The 18,635-nt window shown below is 50.6% G+C and carries 17 protein-coding genes and 2 pseudogenes; 11 read left to right on the plus strand and 8 right to left on the minus strand.

The features are described 5' to 3' along the window. Positions 1-11: 11 nt before the first annotated feature. The 5 genes and pseudogenes from HB631_RS15705 to HB631_RS15725 all read left to right on the plus strand — a co-directional run bounded on the left by HB631_RS15705 (position 12) and on the right by HB631_RS15725 (position 4,869). Positions 12-1,148: a hypothetical protein gene (locus HB631_RS15705; protein ID WP_213992117.1), complete on the plus strand. Its 1,137-nt coding sequence runs from the start codon at positions 12-14 to the stop codon at positions 1,146-1,148. A gap of 131 nt (positions 1,149-1,279) precedes the next feature. After that, positions 1,280-1,624, plus strand: a complete 345-nt coding sequence (locus tag HB631_RS15710) for a TetR/AcrR family transcriptional regulator C-terminal domain-containing protein (protein ID WP_213992118.1) — start codon at positions 1,280-1,282, stop codon at positions 1,622-1,624. Positions 1,625-1,631: 7 nt separating this feature from the next. Continuing rightward, positions 1,632-2,096 (plus strand): annotated as a pseudogene (locus HB631_RS15715) (transposase); the annotation flags it as partial. Positions 2,097-2,974: 878 nt separating this feature from the next. Continuing rightward, positions 2,975-4,246: a DUF3440 domain-containing protein gene (locus HB631_RS15720; protein ID WP_213992119.1), complete on the plus strand. Its 1,272-nt coding sequence runs from the start codon at positions 2,975-2,977 to the stop codon at positions 4,244-4,246. After that, complete coding sequence (locus tag HB631_RS15725) at positions 4,231-4,869, plus strand: ParB/RepB/Spo0J family partition protein (protein ID WP_213992120.1); 639 nt, start codon at positions 4,231-4,233, stop codon at positions 4,867-4,869. Before HB631_RS15720 ends, HB631_RS15725 begins: the two co-directional genes overlap by 16 nt. Positions 4,870-5,268: 399 nt before the next feature. Here HB631_RS15725 and HB631_RS15730 read toward each other — a convergent pair whose 3' ends face one another. Then, on the minus strand, positions 5,269-6,150 hold the full coding sequence (locus tag HB631_RS15730; protein WP_213992121.1) for a helix-turn-helix domain-containing protein: 882 nt from the start codon (positions 6,148-6,150) through the stop codon (positions 5,269-5,271). 13 nt (positions 6,151-6,163) lie between these two features. After that, positions 6,164-6,811 (minus strand): TetR family transcriptional regulator, encoded by a 648-nt coding sequence (locus HB631_RS15735; RefSeq protein ID WP_213992122.1) that lies wholly within the window; start codon positions 6,809-6,811, stop codon positions 6,164-6,166. A gap of 440 nt (positions 6,812-7,251) precedes the next feature. On the opposite strand from HB631_RS15735, the pseudogene HB631_RS27070 reads away from it, so the two are divergent. From HB631_RS27070 to HB631_RS27075, 3 genes and pseudogenes are all read left to right on the plus strand, one after another. Beyond that, positions 7,252-7,467 (plus strand): annotated as a pseudogene (locus HB631_RS27070) (paraquat-inducible protein A); the annotation flags it as partial. A 57-nt stretch (positions 7,468-7,524) separates the two neighbouring features. Continuing rightward, complete coding sequence (locus HB631_RS15740; RefSeq protein WP_213992123.1) at positions 7,525-7,779, plus strand: hypothetical protein; 255 nt, start codon at positions 7,525-7,527, stop codon at positions 7,777-7,779. A 406-nt stretch (positions 7,780-8,185) separates the two neighbouring features. After that, positions 8,186-8,500 (plus strand): hypothetical protein, encoded by a 315-nt coding sequence (locus tag HB631_RS27075; protein WP_255557042.1) that lies wholly within the window; start codon positions 8,186-8,188, stop codon positions 8,498-8,500. Positions 8,501-8,860: 360 nt separating this feature from the next. Here the strand turns inward: HB631_RS27075 and HB631_RS15750 are convergent, their stop codons facing one another. The 4 genes from HB631_RS15750 to HB631_RS15770 form a co-directional block, all read right to left on the minus strand. Then, positions 8,861-9,082, minus strand: a complete 222-nt coding sequence (locus tag HB631_RS15750; RefSeq protein ID WP_213992124.1) for a YgdI/YgdR family lipoprotein — start codon at positions 9,080-9,082, stop codon at positions 8,861-8,863. A gap of 278 nt (positions 9,083-9,360) precedes the next feature. Then, positions 9,361-10,821: a coniferyl aldehyde dehydrogenase gene (locus HB631_RS15755; protein WP_213992125.1), complete on the minus strand. Its 1,461-nt coding sequence runs from the start codon at positions 10,819-10,821 to the stop codon at positions 9,361-9,363. A 53-nt stretch (positions 10,822-10,874) separates the two neighbouring features. Then, on the minus strand, positions 10,875-11,894 hold the full coding sequence (locus tag HB631_RS15760; RefSeq protein ID WP_213992126.1) for a zinc-binding dehydrogenase: 1,020 nt from the start codon (positions 11,892-11,894) through the stop codon (positions 10,875-10,877). Between the two features lie 296 nt (positions 11,895-12,190). After that, positions 12,191-12,670: an alpha/beta hydrolase gene (locus HB631_RS15770; RefSeq protein ID WP_213992128.1), complete on the minus strand. Its 480-nt coding sequence runs from the start codon at positions 12,668-12,670 to the stop codon at positions 12,191-12,193. A gap of 98 nt (positions 12,671-12,768) precedes the next feature. On the opposite strand from HB631_RS15770, the gene HB631_RS15775 reads away from it, so the two are divergent. Then, complete coding sequence (locus HB631_RS15775; protein ID WP_213992129.1) at positions 12,769-13,647, plus strand: LysR family transcriptional regulator; 879 nt, start codon at positions 12,769-12,771, stop codon at positions 13,645-13,647. A 10-nt stretch (positions 13,648-13,657) separates the two neighbouring features. Here the strand turns inward: HB631_RS15775 and HB631_RS15780 are convergent, their stop codons facing one another. Further along, entirely contained in the window at positions 13,658-13,819 is a 162-nt protein-coding gene (locus tag HB631_RS15780; protein WP_213992130.1) for a phenolic acid decarboxylase, read from the minus strand. Between the two features lie 307 nt (positions 13,820-14,126). Here HB631_RS15780 and HB631_RS15785 point away from each other — a divergent pair, with 307 nt between their 5' ends. After that, positions 14,127-14,879 carry an ABC transporter permease gene (locus HB631_RS15785; RefSeq protein ID WP_213992131.1) on the plus strand — a complete coding sequence of 251 codons (753 nt, stop codon included), beginning with the start codon at positions 14,127-14,129 and terminating at the stop codon, positions 14,877-14,879. 23 nt (positions 14,880-14,902) lie between these two features. Beyond that, positions 14,903-15,709, plus strand: coding sequence for an ABC transporter ATP-binding protein (locus HB631_RS15790; protein WP_213992132.1), 807 nt, complete (start codon positions 14,903-14,905; stop codon positions 15,707-15,709). Between the two features lie 163 nt (positions 15,710-15,872). Here the strand turns inward: HB631_RS15790 and HB631_RS15795 are convergent, their stop codons facing one another. Beyond that, positions 15,873-18,575 carry a LuxR C-terminal-related transcriptional regulator gene (locus HB631_RS15795; protein ID WP_213992133.1) on the minus strand — a complete coding sequence of 901 codons (2,703 nt, stop codon included), beginning with the start codon at positions 18,573-18,575 and terminating at the stop codon, positions 15,873-15,875. Positions 18,576-18,635: the final 60 nt, after the last annotated feature.

The raw sequence follows: 18,635 nt of genomic DNA on the forward strand, positions 1-18,635 counted from the left end.
GAGGATAGAACATGAGTATTAATCTCAAAACATTGGTTGAGCCTTTGATACTAAGGAATGGTGCCGTTATTCAAAGCAGAATAGCCATGGCTCCAATGGTAGTGGAAGGATCTACCAGAGATGGGGTTGTTTCCCAGCAAGACATAGACTATTTTCAAACGCGCTCTAATGTTGCCGGGCTGATAATTACCGGTGCGGCAGTTGTTAATGAAAATGGTCGCGGATTTAACCATCAGCTCTCAGTCTCTGATGATAAACATATAAAAGGATTAGCCAATTTAGCTAAAGCTATTAAAGGGAACGGCAGTAAAGCTATTCTACAAATTTATCATTGCGGACGAGAGGCGGCGGTTGCTTATGCGGCACTCGGGGAAGTGATTGCCCCCAGTGCCATTGATTTTCCATTTCTTTCCTATGTTCCCCGCGAAATGACGTCAGGTGAAATAGATGAAATTATAAAGGATTTCGGCCATGCGACAAAAAGGGCCATTATGGCTGGATTCGATGGCATTGAAATCCATGGTGCAAATCATTATCTGATTCAGCAGTTTTTTTCCGCATATTCTAACCATCGAATCGACAAATGGGGTGGAAGTTTAAAAAATCGGATGAACTTTCCCTTAGCTGTGGTTGAGGAAGTCAAAAGCGTCGTTGAAGAGTTTGCCAAAAAGGACTTCATCATCGGCTATCGATTTTCACCGCAAGAAATCCATGGAGAAAATATAGGCTATTCTTTTGAGGACGTTCTTCAATTAGTTGAAGAAGTCATCAAACGTAAAGTAGATTATGTCCATCTTTCTATTTTCAGCAACTATGATGCGCAGCCTTCAGGAACATCAGAATCGTTTGGCCAGCTCGTTAAAAAACAAGCAAATGGCCGGTGTGCGGTCCTTATAATCTCAAATGTGTTTTCTGCAGCAGATGCTGCAAAGGCACTGGCGCATGGTGATATTGTGGCAATTGGCCGAGAAGCCTTAATTGAGCCGGAGTTTGCACTGAAAATTAAAGAAAACCGAATAAATGAAATTGCATGTGAAATATCGAAGGAGTCTTTTCCTGGATTAGCATTGCCCGAAAAATTAACTGAATGGTATTTATCGAAAAATTGTGTGCTGCCCCCCTTACCAGGGTTGGATTCCTTAAGATAAGCCAAGGGTAGCGAGAATGTGAAGTGCTGCATGACTTCGGCCAATGCAGGCTCCTCGCGTTGTTATGCAGGTGACTGCGCTGGCTGCCGGGGGATCGGAAGTATTCGCCGGCGCCGCATTGGCCCTCAAGATTGCCTATCCTGATATCTGAAACGGCAAAGGCTGAATCCGTAGCATTCTTCCGATTGGTCATCGCCGAAGCTTCACATTTTCCGGATTTGGGTCAGGTTATGCGTCTTCACGCCCAGCAACCTTATTTCATACAGATTGCTCAATATCTTGAACAGGCTTGTGCACAAGGCCTGTTGGATATTGCGGATCGCGACCTGGCCATTAGACAGCTTTTTGCAATGATCAATGACATTGTTTTCTGGCCAAAGCTCTGGGACTGCAACATAGTACTCGATCAAGAAGAGACTGACCGCGTGGTCGTCGAAGCTGTTGAGACTTTTGTCACTCGTTACGCCAAAAGATAGCGCTTTGTTCGCAACAACACGACAGGGACACCGACAAATGCTGGCCTGGATGGCATCTTTTGGAACGGTGGTGCGTATCGGTGTCGAATGTACGGGCTCATACGGCGCAGGATTGCTGCGTTAGCTTTAAAAAGCCGGAACTGAAGTCCTGGAGGTCATGTCACCGGTTAAAATGGAACGTCGTAAGCGAGGTAAAAGCGACACGATCGATGCAGATAGTTCCGTACACGCTGCTTCCTCACGTATACGTACCGTCACACCTAAAACACGTAGCGGAATTATTGAAGCGCTGCCTGTGCTGAAGGCATGCCGTAAAACGGCTATAGCTGCACGACGTAATGCACTACAGATGATCCAGATGAATATCGTTGCATGTTTCGCCCCTTTCCGATCGCCGAAATCAGTGATCGCAATCAGCGAAATAAGCAATATCGTTTTTGCACCGGATGAGTTGCGTGATCAAATTCGACATGCCCCAGGCTCACAGCAAAGCCATAAGAGTGAGGGAGCATAATGGTAGGGTGGGTCTCAATGGTTCGTTAAGGGTTGCCCATGTTCTCAAATCCATGTTGCCGGAAATGTTGGAAGCACTGATCCGTCGATATCGAGCTGCAACGTTACCGGAAAACGCCCTGATTAACCGCTAATCTGTATGTGCGGCTATTTTATCCAGGCAACGCGAGATCGCCATCCGCTTACAGAATTTGTGACTAGCATATCAATTTTTATGCGATTTTATTGCTTATCTCTGCGTATATTGTCAATCCGGTAAGTCAATTGCGTTGGCAATAGAAACGATTAAAGGTAAAACCACAGGTAAAAAGATAACAAACATATGTGTTATCAAATGCAAAAAAAATACCTACCGTCTCCGATAGGTCAATAGAAAAACACCACTTCTGTGGATAGATACGAAAGCTTTAAGCACTATAAATCTTACTCGCTTTATAAGCAGGTGGTATGCAAAAAATGCTCAATACTTTGGGGTGGATACAATAAAATTTATAACCTCCTTTTTATGGTAAGCATAGGCACCCATTATATCACTCAAAATTAATTATTCATTAAAAATAAAGCGGCGAGAGTATTCACTCAACAATGAGGCATTTCATTTCTCCAGTAAAATATCAATCAAATGATTTTTCTTATTAATGTGATATTGTTCACAATTGGTTATTTTTATTTTAGTGATGCATTGGTAGTGCATCACTTTAAATAGGCGAAAACAACGAAATTCATAATATTCTTGCTCAAACAGGGAGTGATGATTCATCAGATATACTTATGTTTTAAACGTTGTCATGTCGAATAATAATATAGTGCACAGAATGCCAATAACACCATTGTAAAATGGTATACAACGTAAAAAGTTATCTGACAATTGATATATTATTTCCACAGGGGGAGGGGGTGGGCAAAAAAATAGGATTGGGGAAAAACGTCTATGAAGCTGCCCTCGAAAGGATTACGTGGATTTTTGATACTTTTCAGCGTGTAAGCGTATCCTTCTCTGGCGGCAAGGATTCTACCGCATTGTTGCACCTGGTGGCTGAAATTGCCCGACGAAAAAAGCGGACTTTCACTGTGCTCTTCATTGATTGGGAAGTGCAGTTTTCCTTTACAATTAACCATATCCAGAGAATGAAAGGACTCTACGCGGATTGTATCGAACACTTCTTTTGGGTAGCGTTGCCGCTGACAACGGTCAATGGCGTCTCCCAGTACCAATCCGAATGGATAGCCTGGCAACCAGGCACCGATTGGGTTCGTCAACCACCTGCTGATGCTATAACCGATCCCCTTTTTTTTCCGTTTTACCGACATGCCATGACTTTTGAGGCATTTGTTCCCGCGTTTGCGAGTTGGTTTGCACAAAAAAAAAGTGCGGCGATTTTAATCGGCATACGTACCGATGAATCACTCAATCGCTTTGCTGCGATCAGTTCTTATTCCAAACTTCGCTACGCAGATGATAAACCCTGGACAACGGCGTCACAAGAAGGTTTTGTTTATAATGCCTATCCTATTTACGACTGGAAAGTGAACGATATTTGGCATTTTTTTGCGAAATTCAAATGCATCTATAATCCGCTTTATGATCTCATGTTCCAAGCCGGCGTGCCATTTCGCGCGATGCGCATTTGCGAACCTTTCGGACCAGAACAACGCAAGGGGTTGTGGCTTTATCATGTACTTGAGCCTGACTTATGGGAAAAAGCATGCCTGCGCGTGGCTGGCGCTAATTCAGGCGCGCTCTATGCTAATCAAACCGGAAACTTTTATGGTAACCGCAAATTAACCAAACCGGCCCATCATAGCTGGAAAAGCTACGCTTTATTCTTGCTGAACAGCATGCCGCAGAAAACGTCGGAACATTACCGCAATAAGATTGCCATTTATTTGAAGTGGTACCAAAGCCGCGGTTTCCCGGTGGATATTCCCGATGAGCAGGAAAAGGATTTAAGCGCCAAAGATATCCCTTCCTGGCGCCGCATCTGTAAGACGCTTATTCGTAATGACTTTTGGTGCCATACGTTGTCATTCAGCCCTAACAAAGCGCAACACTATGACCGCTACCTGCAGCGTATGCAGGAAAAACGTAAGGAATGGGGGATTCTATGAAAATTGAGGATTTTTTCCAACCACTAGCCGACATGCTTACCACTATGACGGCGGATGAACGCATTGTGGCAATCAATACCCTGAAGCAATTTTTGCACGAGCAAAGCCCCTTCAATGAAGAGCCTGTCGACTGTATTCTTTGGGTTAAAGCTGACATGGTGGCGGCTAACGATTACAACCCTAATTCCATGGCACCGTCGGAAAAAAGATTGTTATTCACTTCTCTTGACACGGACGGTTATACTCAGCCGGTGGTGGTTTGTAAAGAAAAGGGCCAATATATTGTCGTGGACGGTTTTCACCGCAGTCTATTAGGAAAAGAAAAAAAAATTCTTCGTACCCGGTTGAAAGGTTACCTTCCCGTCACCTGTATCAGGGACAGCCAATCGGGCAAAACCGACCGCATCGCCGCCACCATTCGCCATAATCGTGCTCGAGGAAAGCACCAGATAATGGCTATGTCAGAGATTGTCAGGGATTTGTCACGATTAGGATGGAAAGATGACAAAATTTCTAAGGAATTAGGTATGGATGCTGATGAAGTGCTGAGGCTTAAGCAACTTACGGGATTAACAGAACTATTTGAAAACGGCGCGTTTTCCGAAGCGTGGACAGTTAAGTAACGCTTATTATTTCAAGAGTTTTATATATTTTTTAACAGCGAGTGAAATAGGTGATTGAAATTACAGAACCTAGAAAATAATCCATCTTCACCTGCTGTTAAACGACCAGCAAATGCAAGTCCTGGTCTGTACCATCACCAATAACCTCAGCTATAAAGCAGATAATATCCTGCTCTCAATATAAGTTTGTGGTAAATATTTATGATAGCTAGAATTTCAAAACGACGATCGCTGGTCTTAGGGATCCGCGTGGTTGCTGATAACATTACCTTCAGCAAGGAGTGCTACGATAAGGGATCCCAATAAAAATTAGCGGAACGTGCGATTTTCGTCGATAAAGTCTTTTTTGCTAAGTCACGATTTTTGTCATTGCATATGATAAAATTATGCAATGTAGCGTCAACAGCGAATGGGAATAAGATATTCACAGTGTATTAAACAAGTAGCAGAGCATTGGAATTCTGGTTGTGGATAGAAACGCTCAACATCATGGCCCTGACGGCGCGTCAATTCCAGAATTGGCATAGACGTATCATAGACCCACAAAATAAAATTTTGCAGTCCCTCGGCAAGTCCTTCATAGGTAAATTGCGCATATGTTCCCCCATTGAGCACAACTGTTTGTCCTTCCGAAATATACGCTGGCAGCAATTGGTTTGCCCATGCGGTAGTGTAATGAAGGATCATATCTTGGCGGCGCCCATTTGTTCCGCCAGGGACCAGGCAATTCAGTCCGTAAAGCCTAGGTGGCAAGGTTGTTGCTTTTTGCAGATACTGGTGCCAGAGCGGTGTCCTGATGTCTCGACGAAAAAAATCATCAATTTCCTCCAGGGAGCTGGAATAACTTTTGGTTATGCCGAACAGACGTGTTTCGGGCAAGATAACGAAATCGGGCTTAGGTAGACTGCCTGCTTTCGGTCGTAAAGGCGGACACAGCCCCGCCAAAGGCCAGTCTGCGGCGCAGCGGTAGGATCCCGGTGTTTGGGCAAATTGTCGCTTAAAAGCACGAGTGAAGATTTGCTGTGAGTCGAAATGATAATGATACCCGATATCCAGAATGGAGCGGCGTGTGAAGCGTAGTGCCAGTGCGGCCCGGGATAACCGTCGTGCCCGGGTATAGGCTCCGAGGGTATGGCCGGTGACCGACTTGAACATGCGTTGCAGATACCATTTGGAAAAGCCCGCCTTTGCGGCAACGTCATCCACAGAGAGAGGCTGATCCAAATTATCTTCTAACCAGTCCAGTAAGACGCTTATTATATTTAATTGGGCGGTGGACATGGTTTCTCTTGCCTTAAATTTTCAGCGCCAGTTGTCTGAATACAGTGCGCTTTAGCTCACGGCGGAACGCTTCATCCTGAGCTGCAGTCGGCGAAAAACGAACGATGAAAGGGCGGGTTGCTACTGTCATCGCGATCGAGCCAGTGAACACAAAGAAAAACAGCTCAGGATCGGTGTCACCGATGTCCCCGGCATCACGCGCTTTTTTGATCAATGGCAAAAGAAGATCATGGGGCGGTTTTATCAGCCGCTCGTAGACATATTCAGATCGCTCATCTTGCTGTGCGATTTCCTTCACCATAAATTTGGCCATAAGCGGGGTGTCACAAACCAGATCGATAAGTTGCTCCATCACATGACGAAAATACTCACCCTCCGATAGGGCACCATTATTTTCATGATCCATGGCAAGTATTATTGCAACAACTTGATCAGCTATTTGGTCAATGACCGCTTTCCACAAACCGAGCTTCGACCCGAAAAAATGAGAAAGTAGCGCGACATCGACATCGGCCACTGACGCAATCTGGCGTAAGCTCGAGCCTTCGAAACCATAGCTGGAAAAAATATTAAGTGCGGTCTCCAAGATCAGCGCGGATCTGGGCGTTTGCGATTTGCGCGGTCTGCCCCTTTGTCTACGAGGGTTGTCGACTGCCATCATTATCTCTATTCCTGGTGTTTTTTCAGTTCGACCGAGTCCGTTGACTTTACCACTTGTTAATCTTATTATTCAACGAGTGTTGAATAATATTTGGATTGATGCAAAATTGTCATGGTGACTATGACACCTTGCCGCGTATCAAGCCTGACCCTCGTTAATATTAGGATGACCCGGTGGGTTTGTCTTGAAATCCAGTCTCAATGGGGTCACCGCGATGGTACGTGTTTGTGCGCGACGTTCAAAGATGCGACAGCGCGGCATCGCATGATAGCTGTCGTTGAATGATCCGCTGAAGCAGATACACTGCAAAGAATATACTGAACGCCGTATCTATTGATATGCGGTGCCGATGAAAATGCAAGAGGAGTGATGCAGTGTGCTCTCATCAGCATGAAAACCACATATTATGTCCCTAGTGTGATTTGCTGGTGGCGCTACCCATGCTACGTGACGGCACTAAAGCGGTTTGCCCTCGTTGTAAAACCACACTGAGGACTCGCTGGCCCGAGCCTCATCGACGTCCCACTGCCTATGCATTCTTTGCCCTGTTGATGTGATTGCTTGCTAACCTTTTTCCTTTTGTGAATATGCGCGTAGCGGGCATTACCAGTGAAATTAGCCTGGTTGAAATTCCCCGTGTGTTGGTGGCTAAATCTCAGAGGTGGCGAACTACTCGAATACGGCTGCCATATGGTGGCCGAGGGGGGGCGGCGATGGTTCATGACCTCACCCGGCCGGGACTGGTGGTGGTGGGAGACGCGGCCGGATTGACGCTGAATACCGGCCTGACGGTGCGGGGCATGGATCTGGTTGCCGGGTCGGGCATCGCAGCCGCGAAGGCCATTGACACCGCGTTGCAGAAGAGCGATTTCTCTCAGGCCTCTTTGGACGCGTACAGCGCCGAACTCAACCGGACTTTTGTCGGCCAGGACATGCATACCTATGCCATGGCTCTAACGGTCAGCTAATACGCTGCGTCAGCGGGTTTAGGAAGTGCCGCTGGATATATATTAATCCATCAGGTGTAATTCAGGTCAGTGAAATACCAGGCCGCAGTATTAACATCAATATAAAATAAGGTATAGATATATATGAATACTACACCATTAAATATAAAAGTTTTTATCAGCAGCGATCAGCAAGCGGGCTTTGGTGTCAGCTAAACGATTATTTATGGTGCAAAAGAGGCGCTGTTGGTGGATTCACAATTTACGTTATTGAATGCTCACCGCCTGACTGGAAATTTTGGGATTGTTGCGCGGCGATTGCCGCAATATCGCGCCGATATGGATCCCTTCAATAAAAACCCTGATTGCATCGGATTTGGTCTTTTCCGATGCGCACGTCTGAGTGGCTGATGCCCGGGATATGAATATGTTCAATGATTGGTTTGAAACGCTGGACTATCTCGACACACTGGGCGCGGAGGTGGTTGTTCCCGGCCATGGACCACAGAATGATAAATTGCATCCTTCAACCATTGGTTTTACCCGGCAGTATATTCAAACCTTTCTGAGGACCTACGCCTTGACAAAAGACGCCGGTGAATTGATACGGGAAATGGACCGGATCTATCTTAATTTACCGGTCAGGATCTGCCTGGAGTACAGTGCTAAAATCCTTAAAGACAACATGGTATGGGAAGGCGATTGGCCCCTTTCATTACGCCATACCCCGGCTACTTTATGAATAATAATTTCGGTGACATCAGATTCAGGTGACGCGCCTTAGGTTTCAGTTTCGGCTGCCTGGATAAGCAATGAAAAGAACCCAGCGGGAGTGCTACGAGGTCTGAAACCCATAATCTCTACAGCCGGGCAGCCACTAAAACCAGGCGGTGAAGAGGAAACCGCACCGTTGCCGGTTGGTTTGCCAACCAGCCGCGGAATATCTTTGCTGGGCTATAGCAATTGGACTTGTCCAGCCCGGCATCTGCACGAATATTTTTTACCTGTTGACCTTCCTCACAATGGGGATCAATACTGCCGTCGGCATTATTAAGATATTCTGTTTTAGCAATCACCCAACCTCAATAAACAGTGAGGCTGTTTATTCTATTTTTACCATTTCTTTTACCTCTTTTGTGCTAATTTGCTGCTCAGTGCCGCCAGCGTTGGTATAGCTAATCATTCCGGTTTCATTATCAACCTTCGGCTTGCCATCACTGACAATAATTCGTCCGTCGTTGGTACTCATTGCATAATTACTGGAGCAGCCAACGAGGAATGCTGAAAACATTACGACGGATAAAACACAAAGAACAGTCTTCATACCAAACTCCTTTTATTAAGTTGTTTAAAGCCTAGTATAAATAAACGGGGATGTGATTATTTAAGGGTGATTATTGGCACAAAGGGCACTAATAGTATAACTATCAGTTAAAATGATTGAATCTGCGCGGACCCCGTCGAAAAATAGGTTTTGCCTGTTTCCGGGTCACTGAATAAAATAGCCGAATACAGAAAGCAGTGTGTTAAAACAGACCCCCCCTCGCTGCCATAATTGCGCGACGGCGATGTTTAAGCCAGGCGTGAAGGGGTTTTCTGGACTCAATCAGTACCGCTTCCCAGCTGCGCGTTCAAAAACGCCATGACGTCGTTACCATAAGGCGCACGCATCGGCAGATTGGAATGTCCGGCCTGGCTTTGGACGAATATCGGGCGGGCGTGGCTAAATCGTTTGAAACCTTCTATTCCGTGATAGGCGCCGGTTCCCGACGCGCCCACGCCGCCAAACGGCAGATCGTGGATCAGGACATGGGACATAACATCGTTTATCACCAACGCCCCGGAAAGCGTGTGTTCGCACAGTTGTCCGATTTCAGCCGGGTCGTGGCCAAAATAATAGGCGGCAAGCGGGTGGGGCAGCCCATTGATGGTGTCAATGCATTCGCTTAAGTCGGCGTAGCCCTGCACCGGCAGAACCGGACCAAAGATCTCCTCCTGCATCGCCCGAGCCGCCGCCGGAACGTTCACTAACAGCGTTGGGGCCATTTTATGCTGTGCTTCGCCGTCCAGGTCTTCATTTGCCGGGTTAAGCACGGATACCTCGGCGCCAAGCTGGGCCGCTTCATGGATGAGACCCTTAAGCCGGTTGAATTCATCAGGATTAATGATCGCAGTATAATCCGGATTATCTTTGAGCGCAGGGTACGATGAAGCAACAAATTCACGGGCGAGCGTGACGAACTCCGCTATTTTACGCCCCGGCAGCATGACGTAATCGGGTGAAATACAGATCTGCCCGGCGTTAAAGGTTTTCACGGTCATAATGCGTTCGACCGCCTGACGTAAATCAGCGCTTTCCGAGATAATGACCGGGGATTTGCCTCCAAGCTCCAGCGTAACCGGCGTCAGATTTTCCGCCGCGGCGCGCATGATCTGTCTGCCCGTGGCCGTACTGCCGGTAAACACCAAATGGTCAAAAGGCTGAGAGGAAAAAAATGCCCCGGCCCCACTGCCCTGAACCGTAGAGATCTCTTCGGCGGCAAAGGACTCCGCGATAAGCTGGCAAAGCAGCGCGGAGCCGCGGGAGGTCATGCTTGAGGGTTTGAGTACCGCGATATTGCCCGCGGCAATGACACCGGCCAGGGGGCCGAAGGTCAGGACTAACGGAAAATTCCACGGGCTGATGATGCCGATGACGCCCAGCGGGCGGTAGTCAATAGACGCGTGGGTATCCGGGAAAGGAGATGTGCGCACCTCACTTTTCATCCAGGCGGATAAATGGTCGTGGGCGTGTTGCAGAGCAGCCACCGACCCCAGGATATCGGAAATCAGGGTATTTACCGGACTGCGGAAACCAAAATCTTGGCTATAGGCGGCGACTAAAGCGTCCCTGTTCTCTTTGAGCAAGCGGATCGCCCGCGTCAGGCGATCCCGACGCTCCGGCGCGGCGGGTATTGAACCGCGATGACAGCGTTTGAGCGAAGCCAGTAGCCGGGTAAAGTCTTCATGCGTTGCCGGTTGATTATTAACGATCAGCTCAGCGGGTAAGGTTTTATTGGTCATGATGATCACCTCTTATTATCATTAAGTTACAAAGTGTAGGGTGGATGGTGCAATTAGCCCATGGTGATAACAATGCGGAAACGGGCTTCATTACGCATCATTTTTGCGTACCCCTCGGCGGCGCGTTCTAGCGGCATCGTCTCTGTTTTTGGACGAATATTTTGCAGCAGGCTGAAATTGAGCATGTCCTCGGATTCGCCCGGCGTCCCGGTAATGAATCCCTGTATCGAATGTTCACCGGCCAGGAGGTCGCCGACATTGATACTCATGGGTTCGCCGCCGGCACCCACGATCACCAGGCATCCCCGGCTATTAAGGCCGCGCAGCAGTTGCCCGAAGGTCGCGGGGCTTGAGGCGGTCGCGACAATCACGTCCGCCCCGCCTAATGCCATGAGCGCGGCCGCCGGATCTTCGGCCCGGCTGTCAATGTAATGATGCGCGCCAAGTTCAACGGCGAGTTGTTGCTTGTCGGCTCCGCGCGCAATGGCGACGGTGCGCAGGCCCATGCGGCGCGCATATTGAATACCCAGATGGCCCAGACCGCCGACCCCCTGGATGGCCGCAAGTTGACCGGCTTTCACCCCCGATTTACGCAGTGCATTGAAGGTGGTGATTCCGGCACACAGCAGGGGCGCCGCATTAATGGAGTCCAGGTCGTCGGGAATGGCGATAAGACCATGCTGACTGGCGGTCATGGCTTCGGCGTAGCCCCCGTCGCGGTGCACCCCGGTGACCGTTTGCTGAGTACAATTAATGAAATCACCGCGACGGCATGACTCACATTGACCACAACGCCCGCCGAGGTAGCCTACGCCGACCCTCTGGCCCACATGCCAGCGGGGATCAACGCCTTCGCCGCGTTGCGTGATGCGGCCAATAACCTCATGGCCCGGAACGCGGGGATAGGTTAGGCCCTCAAAGCCATAGTCCACCGTAAACGCATCGGTATGGCAGATCCCGCAGGCCTCTACAGCGAGTAATACGTCGCCGGCTGCGGGGGACGGAAGAGGGCGTTCGACCAATTCAAGCGCACCGTTGCCGGTGGCCTGTAGTGCACGATATCTATCAGTCATGGTGGATAATCCTTCTGTTTTAATGACGCTGTTTCTGGAAAATATCCAGGGCCAGTGTTGAACCGCGTCGCACTGCCAGTGCCGGCGAGGCTTATGTCACCGGATCGTCCACGGCGCCAGTGGCCCTGCTAAACCGGCGCCGTGAACGACGCTCACGTCATCGACGCTCGCCGAGTAACCGCTGACATAGCATCAGATCGATTGTTTCCATCGCGTCTGTGGTAGCCGCCAGCACGCCGCCCAATTCGATAAACCCATGGATCATCCCCGGAAAGTTACGGCGTACCACTTCCACATTATTTTGCTCCAGCCGGTCGGCATACATTGCGCCTTCGTCCCGCAATATCGGAATGCTCGACGACCCATATCAATGCGGCGATGGCATCGACCGCCGCCGCAGGGGCTGGATATTCAGGCGCCAGACGGTAACCCACCGATACGACCTGGCAACCGCTGTAGCCCGCGATATGGCGGCAGACTTTGTCATGGGAATCCAGGTCGCCTATCACCCAACCACCGCCATGAAAATAAAGCAGGGTAGGGGCTTGGGCGACGTCCAGGCCAATGGGTCGATAGCGGCGCAAAGGGATATCCCCCGCCGGCCCCTGGGCGGTCAGCATATCAACCGAGGCCATCTCCAGACTCGGTCCGCCAAACTGGACGCTGAGCTGGCAATAGGCGGCGCGCGCATCTTCTATCGATAAAGTATTCAGCGCCGGCGCGCCGCCGGTATGGAGTTGTTCCAGCCATTGCTGAACTTGTGGGGCAGGTTGCATGATTTACTCCCGCTAACGAAAAAAAAGGAGATAATGAAGCCCTCATTTTTGCGAATGGACCACCGCCTTTTTCGCGGTGTATTTAAGGGGGGCAGTCGATGACGCCAATTCCGCAAACTACCCTTGAGCAATGGTCGGTATTGCGCACCGTGGTTGAATCCGGCAGTTTTGCCCGGGCGGCGGAACAGCTCAATCGCAGCCAATCTTCGGTGAGTTATGCGATTAATCGTTTGCAGGAGCGGCTGGGAGTGGCGCTGCTGCAGATCGACGGGCGCAAAGCACAGTTGACCGAAGCAGGCCGGACCCTGCTGGCCGAGGCGACGCCGTTGATTGAAGACATGATCCTGCTGGAAGCTCGGGGCCGTGCATTGTCGGCTGGCCATGAAGCGCAGGTCCGTTTGCTTATCGACAGCATTTTCCCCCGCCAGCGCTTGTTCAAGGTATTGACCCTCTTTCAACAACAGTACCCGACGGTGGAGATAGAGCTCCGGGAACTGGTCCGCCAGCCGGCGCCGGATCCAGCAACGGTGCCCTATGACTTGGCCGTCAGCATCTGGGATATAACCAGCCAGCATGCCATCAGAATGTTCGATATTGAACTGGTCGCCGTCGCCCATCCCAGCCATGCGCTGCATCAGCGGGGTATAAGCCTGACTCAACCCACGCTGTCGCGTTATCCGGTCGTTTCCATTCAACGTTATGATGGCAACCCGGTGGTGCCGTATACTCAGCCTTTGACCAGTCGGCAATGGCGGGTGAGTACGGTGGAAGCGGCCATTGGGGCGGTCAGCAGCGGTCTGTGTTACGGCTGGTTGCCCCGCCATTTGATTAAAGCCGACCTGACGGCGGGACGCCTGGTGCCGTTGCCTCTGGGGAGCGAGGGCTCGCGCCAGATCCCGCTTTACCTGAGTTATGCCAGCCGGGATCGTGCGGGTATCGCCACTCGGGCCATGGCCGACTTGCTGCTGGCCGATTGAACGTGAAAAATCAACTGCGCCGGTTAACATAATCCGCCGGCAGTTTATCGGGCGCGCAATCGGCCTTCAGATACATCTCGGACTGCCGGCCAATATCATAAGTGTAGATAAAGTGTTTGCCGATAAAGTGGCTCAGCGTTTCAGGTTTAGTGGGTTCGAATAAATCTGTCATTTTAAAAACCCGGTCAATTCCAGAAATTAAGAATGATGAATATGTTATTCCTCCAATAATGGGATTAAAAACGGGAATTTTAGGTGTTAAAATATCTGAAAAATAGATTGATTTGGGAGATATCATTTCGGAGAGGAAATGGCGAAAATCAATAAAGTCTTTTCTTCATTCATTGGCTGGAAGGTGCCAATGCTTAGGATTGCTTTATAGCCTATCTGATCGTGAAAATGGCCTCTATCTGTTTTGCTAAATGTCCGTACCCGCGTTGGCGCGGGTGTAGTAGGAGGAATACCGATGTCCTATCAGGTTGAATGCGTATTGCCGGTCCGCACGGCTGGGGGAGTGCCCGCTGTGGTCGGTGCGGGAACAGGCGCTCTATTTTATCGATATCCTGGCGCCGGCGATTCATCGTTATGAACCTGGCAGTGGAATACACCGTATCATGCCGGTGGACCAACTGATAGGCTGCATCGGCCTGCGGGCCGGTGCCGGGTTGTTCTTTGGCCTGGTGATGAGGCTTAGCCTAGGCATCGCCAATGGATTATTTAAATTTGCCGAAGAGATGTTTGATTCTTCCATGCGGACTGTCCGTATCATTCCGTTTATCGCCGTCATCCCGCTGTTTGTCGTTTGGTTTGGCATCGGCAAGGAAATGAAAATTATCCTTATTGCCCTGGCCTGTTCGTTTCCGGTCTATATCAATACCTATGCGGCGGTTAATCTGGTGGATCATAAATTGATTGAGGTGGGCAAAGTTTACCGACTGAGCGGATTGCAGATGAGCGGATTGCAGATGATTCGGCGACTGATCTTGCCGGCGGTGTTGCCGGAGTACATCATTGGGCTACGCAGCGGGCTGGGGCTGGCATGGATGTTTGTGGTGGCGGCGGAGATGATGGGGGCTAGCCGCGGACTGGGTTTTTTGATGATCGACGGGCAGATGACCGGACGCGCGTCGGTGATTCTCTCCAGCGTGATTTTGTTCGCCATCCTGGGTAAACTTTCGGATTTCCTGCTGGAAATGGCCGGGCGCAGATTGCTGAGTTACAAGGCCCGGTGATGCGTTTCGGCGGGGAGAATAGCATGAGCAACGTAAGCGACGGTGCGCTTGATATCCAGAGCCTGCCCCTGGATATCCGGGGGGTAACCAAGGCGTTCGGGGCGTTCGGCTCGGACGAGAGCGGATTGCTGGCATTGGATGACATCAACCTGCACATTACGCCGGGAGAGTTCACCTGCGTGGTGGGGGGCAGCGGATGCGGCAAGACCACCTTGTTGCGCATTATTGCCGGATTGGAGCGCGGATACCGCGGTAACGTGATGCTGGGGGAGAACCCCATCAACGGACCGGGGCGGGACCGCGGACTGGTGTTCCAGGAACATCGGCTACTGCCCTGGCTGACGGTGGCGAAGAATATCGAGTTCGGCATTCGCGATTTGCCCGCCGATGAACGCAGCGCGCTGGTTTCACATTACATTGGCCTGGTGGGACTGCCGGGCTTTGAGCAAAGCTATCCCCATCAGCTCTCGGGGGGCATGGCGCAGCGGGTGGCCATCGCCCGCGCGCTGGTGAGTCGTCCGCAGCTGCTGTTGCTGGACGAGCCGTTCGGCGCGCTGGACGCGCTGACCAGGATCCGCATGCAGCAGGAGCTGTTGGGTATCTGGCAGACGCAGCGCACCGCCATGATCCTGGTGACCCATGATCTCGACGAAGCCCTCTTTCTGGCCGACCGCATTGTCATCATGTCGCCGCGGCCAGGGACCATCAAGCGGATCGTCACGGTTGACTCGCCATGGCCCAGAGACCGCGCCGGCGCATATCTCACGGCGCTGCGCCAGAGCATCTACCGCGTGTTCTTCAGCCAGGAAAGCGCGCCGGAGAATTTATAAGGGAGAAATGAGCGGCCACTATTGCCCATCTGCCTGGCGTCGATCTGGTGGCGGCATTTAGCCAGCGGAACAACCGGGGGCATTTTCTGGATATCACTACTGTGGCCGGGGAGGCGCTGGCGGCACTGATGCGAGACCGCTAAGCCGGGGCCATTTCTGAAGCCTAAAGTAATTTTAGCGCACGGGTAGTCGCCAATGCCGCTGTGCGATTCCGGACATTCAGTTTTACATAGATATTGGAAAGATGCCATTTCACGGTGGTTATAGAAACATTAATGCAATCAGCAATTTGCTGGTTTGATAAGCCTCCATCAACCAGATGCATAAGTTCTAGCTCCCGGGCGGTCAGATTGGTGGCCACTATTCCTTGGGTGCTATTGTGGCCGGAAGCGAAAATATCCGGTCCCAAGGCGACGGAGTCCGCATCGCACAGTCGTTGAAATAGAATTTTCTCTTCCCGATCGATAAATCCCCCTTTTTTGGTAGAAAGAGCAAGAATGGTATGGATCATGTCAATTCTCACCAGGAATGGATGAACAATGTGCTGCTTGGCCGCGAAGCGGATGGCACGATAAATATGGTGCAGCGCTTGGTTCTGGTCGCCCGAATGGAAGGCGATAATGGCGATCATGATTTCAAGTTCGACGATACGCCCCCGCCGTTTGTTAATGGTGGCCTTTTCCAAAAGATCCCCGGCAAGCGAGAGCGCCTGCCGGTGCATTCCCAGGCTAAAAAAATACTCAAGCCGGGTCATGGCGATAAGTTCCTGGACAAACAGAGACGGCGCTTTGATGTGGCTTGCGAGATGATCGAATTCCATACCGATCTGTTTTGCCTGGTAAAGCGCCTCCTCAATATGGCCCATGCGTAGCAAACGCCGAATCAGCAGACAGTGAAAAACCACACCCATCGGCGGCGGGTAGGATTCAACCAATCGGCCCAGGGCGGCGGGGGCCAACGCGCTTGACTGCGAACCATCCCACATATCCAGCGCCGCCGCGATGCCGCAAAAGGTGATTTCGCTTACGCCATGCAATGATATAAAGCGCAGGCCCGGCATTAAATGAACCCATGCTTCGTCATACCTGCCTGTTTTCAACAAACAGCTGGCCATCAGTAATTGCATGGTGGATATGATATTGGTCACGCTGCCAAGGGCATCAGTCGCCCGCGCCAGCCCGGTTGTCAACATCTCAATGGCATGACGGTAATCACCCTCGAAGTAATCGATTTGCGCGGATAGCACGGCTACCCAAGCGGCACCATATTCGCTATTGGACAGGGCTATGCCTGACTGAGCAGTACTCATGGCTTGTCGCGCAGTGTTAAAATCGAAATTAATGCTGGCATTGATAGCCACGCAGCAAGCCACGGTCGCCATGCTGAGCTGGTTTTGGGCGATGTCGTTATCCAGCCACTTCAACGCTTCCTTGCCGGCCAGTTCATTTTCGTCCTGAAAGAAGGAAATCAGGATACGAAGCTCTTCGAATCGTCTGCGAAAGGCACTTTCCCGCTCGGCGGGCATATCCAGAGATCGTTCTTTCGCAAACAACTGCCATAGCTGCGTCGATTGTTCAAATGCCTTTTGATGCTTACGGGAATAGAGCAAGGCCCAAAGATACCAATACTCCGATTCCAGCGACAGTACGGCCCCGGTTTGCTTGGCCCGTTCCACCCAGGTGATATAGGACAACAGACCACCGTTCTGGCCGACCCATGCGGGGGCAATATCATGTAAGAGCGAGGTTATCTGACTGACCGATCGTGCCGCCAGCGCACATTCGACGGCGTTGGCAGTGTCTTTATTTCTCCAAAACCACAGGCAGGCGCGTTCAAGGATGCTGCGTTGCACTAGGGGATCAAGATTTTTTTCCGCCTCAATGATAAATGTTTCGCGTGCTAACGGATGGAACACCAGCTGTTGACCGTTGCGATCTAAAATAATCAGGAAGCAATTTTCGGCGAGTAGCCGCTCAAGATATTTTGCCGCCCTGGCATCGCCGGTTGCGTAGCGGCACAGGTCGTAATTCAGTTGGGGAAGAGGGGCGATCTTGTATAAAAATTCCAATAGCGGGTCGTCAAGACAGGCCAGCAATTGTGTTCTCAGGAACGATGAGATACTGATATCTCTGCCCGAAAATTGTTTCAATAGTGCTCGGTCCGTTTCGGGTGTTTGCAGGATACTTGCCAATAGCGATACCGCCAGGGGCCATCCCAAGGTGCGGTCGTAAATGTGCTGCAGGTCAGCCGCGGCTTGAGGAAGTTCACACCTCAGGGCCATGAAACGGCGGATATCCTCAAGTGTGAAACACAGATCAGCCATCTGTAAATAACACAGGGTACTTTCCGTTTCATAGCGGACAATGTCAATTTCTACATGGCGGGAGCTTGCCAGCCAAAGCCGCCAGTCGTCAGGCCATGAGGAGAGCAGCCGATCGATCATCTTGCCCAGCCCGGGATCGCGGTAATATTCCAGGTTATCGACAAATACATCCAGAGGGCTGTCATATAGGGCAGCCAAGGAGTCGACGTCCCGACCTGGACGCGCGTTATGCTTCCAGGCCTTGAGCAATAGCGCGCTGAAGCCAGCCAAATCGTTATCGGTTTCGCTAAGCGATACCCAAACGGCGGCCGTGCCGCTTTGCACCCTATTGTGATAAAGCGCGCTGAGGACAAAACTTTTCCCGAAACCCGGCGGCGCCTCCAGCAAGGTGACGCGACAAGATAAACAGTCATGCTTTAATTGCTGGATAAGCGTCGTTTCCAACAATACCGCTCCCGGCGAGCGCGGAGAAAATTGACGACAATGCACAGAGCGTTCATGACTATCCGCTTGGTCTTGCGCTAAGAGGCAAAGGAGTTTCATGATGGATCCTCTTTCAGTCATGTCCCTGTCTACCTGCGTTCGAACATCGGACACCGGTTC

This window comes from Sodalis sp. dw_96 (assembly GCF_018449575.1).
Classification (GTDB): Bacteria; Pseudomonadota; Gammaproteobacteria; order Enterobacterales; family Enterobacteriaceae; genus Acerihabitans.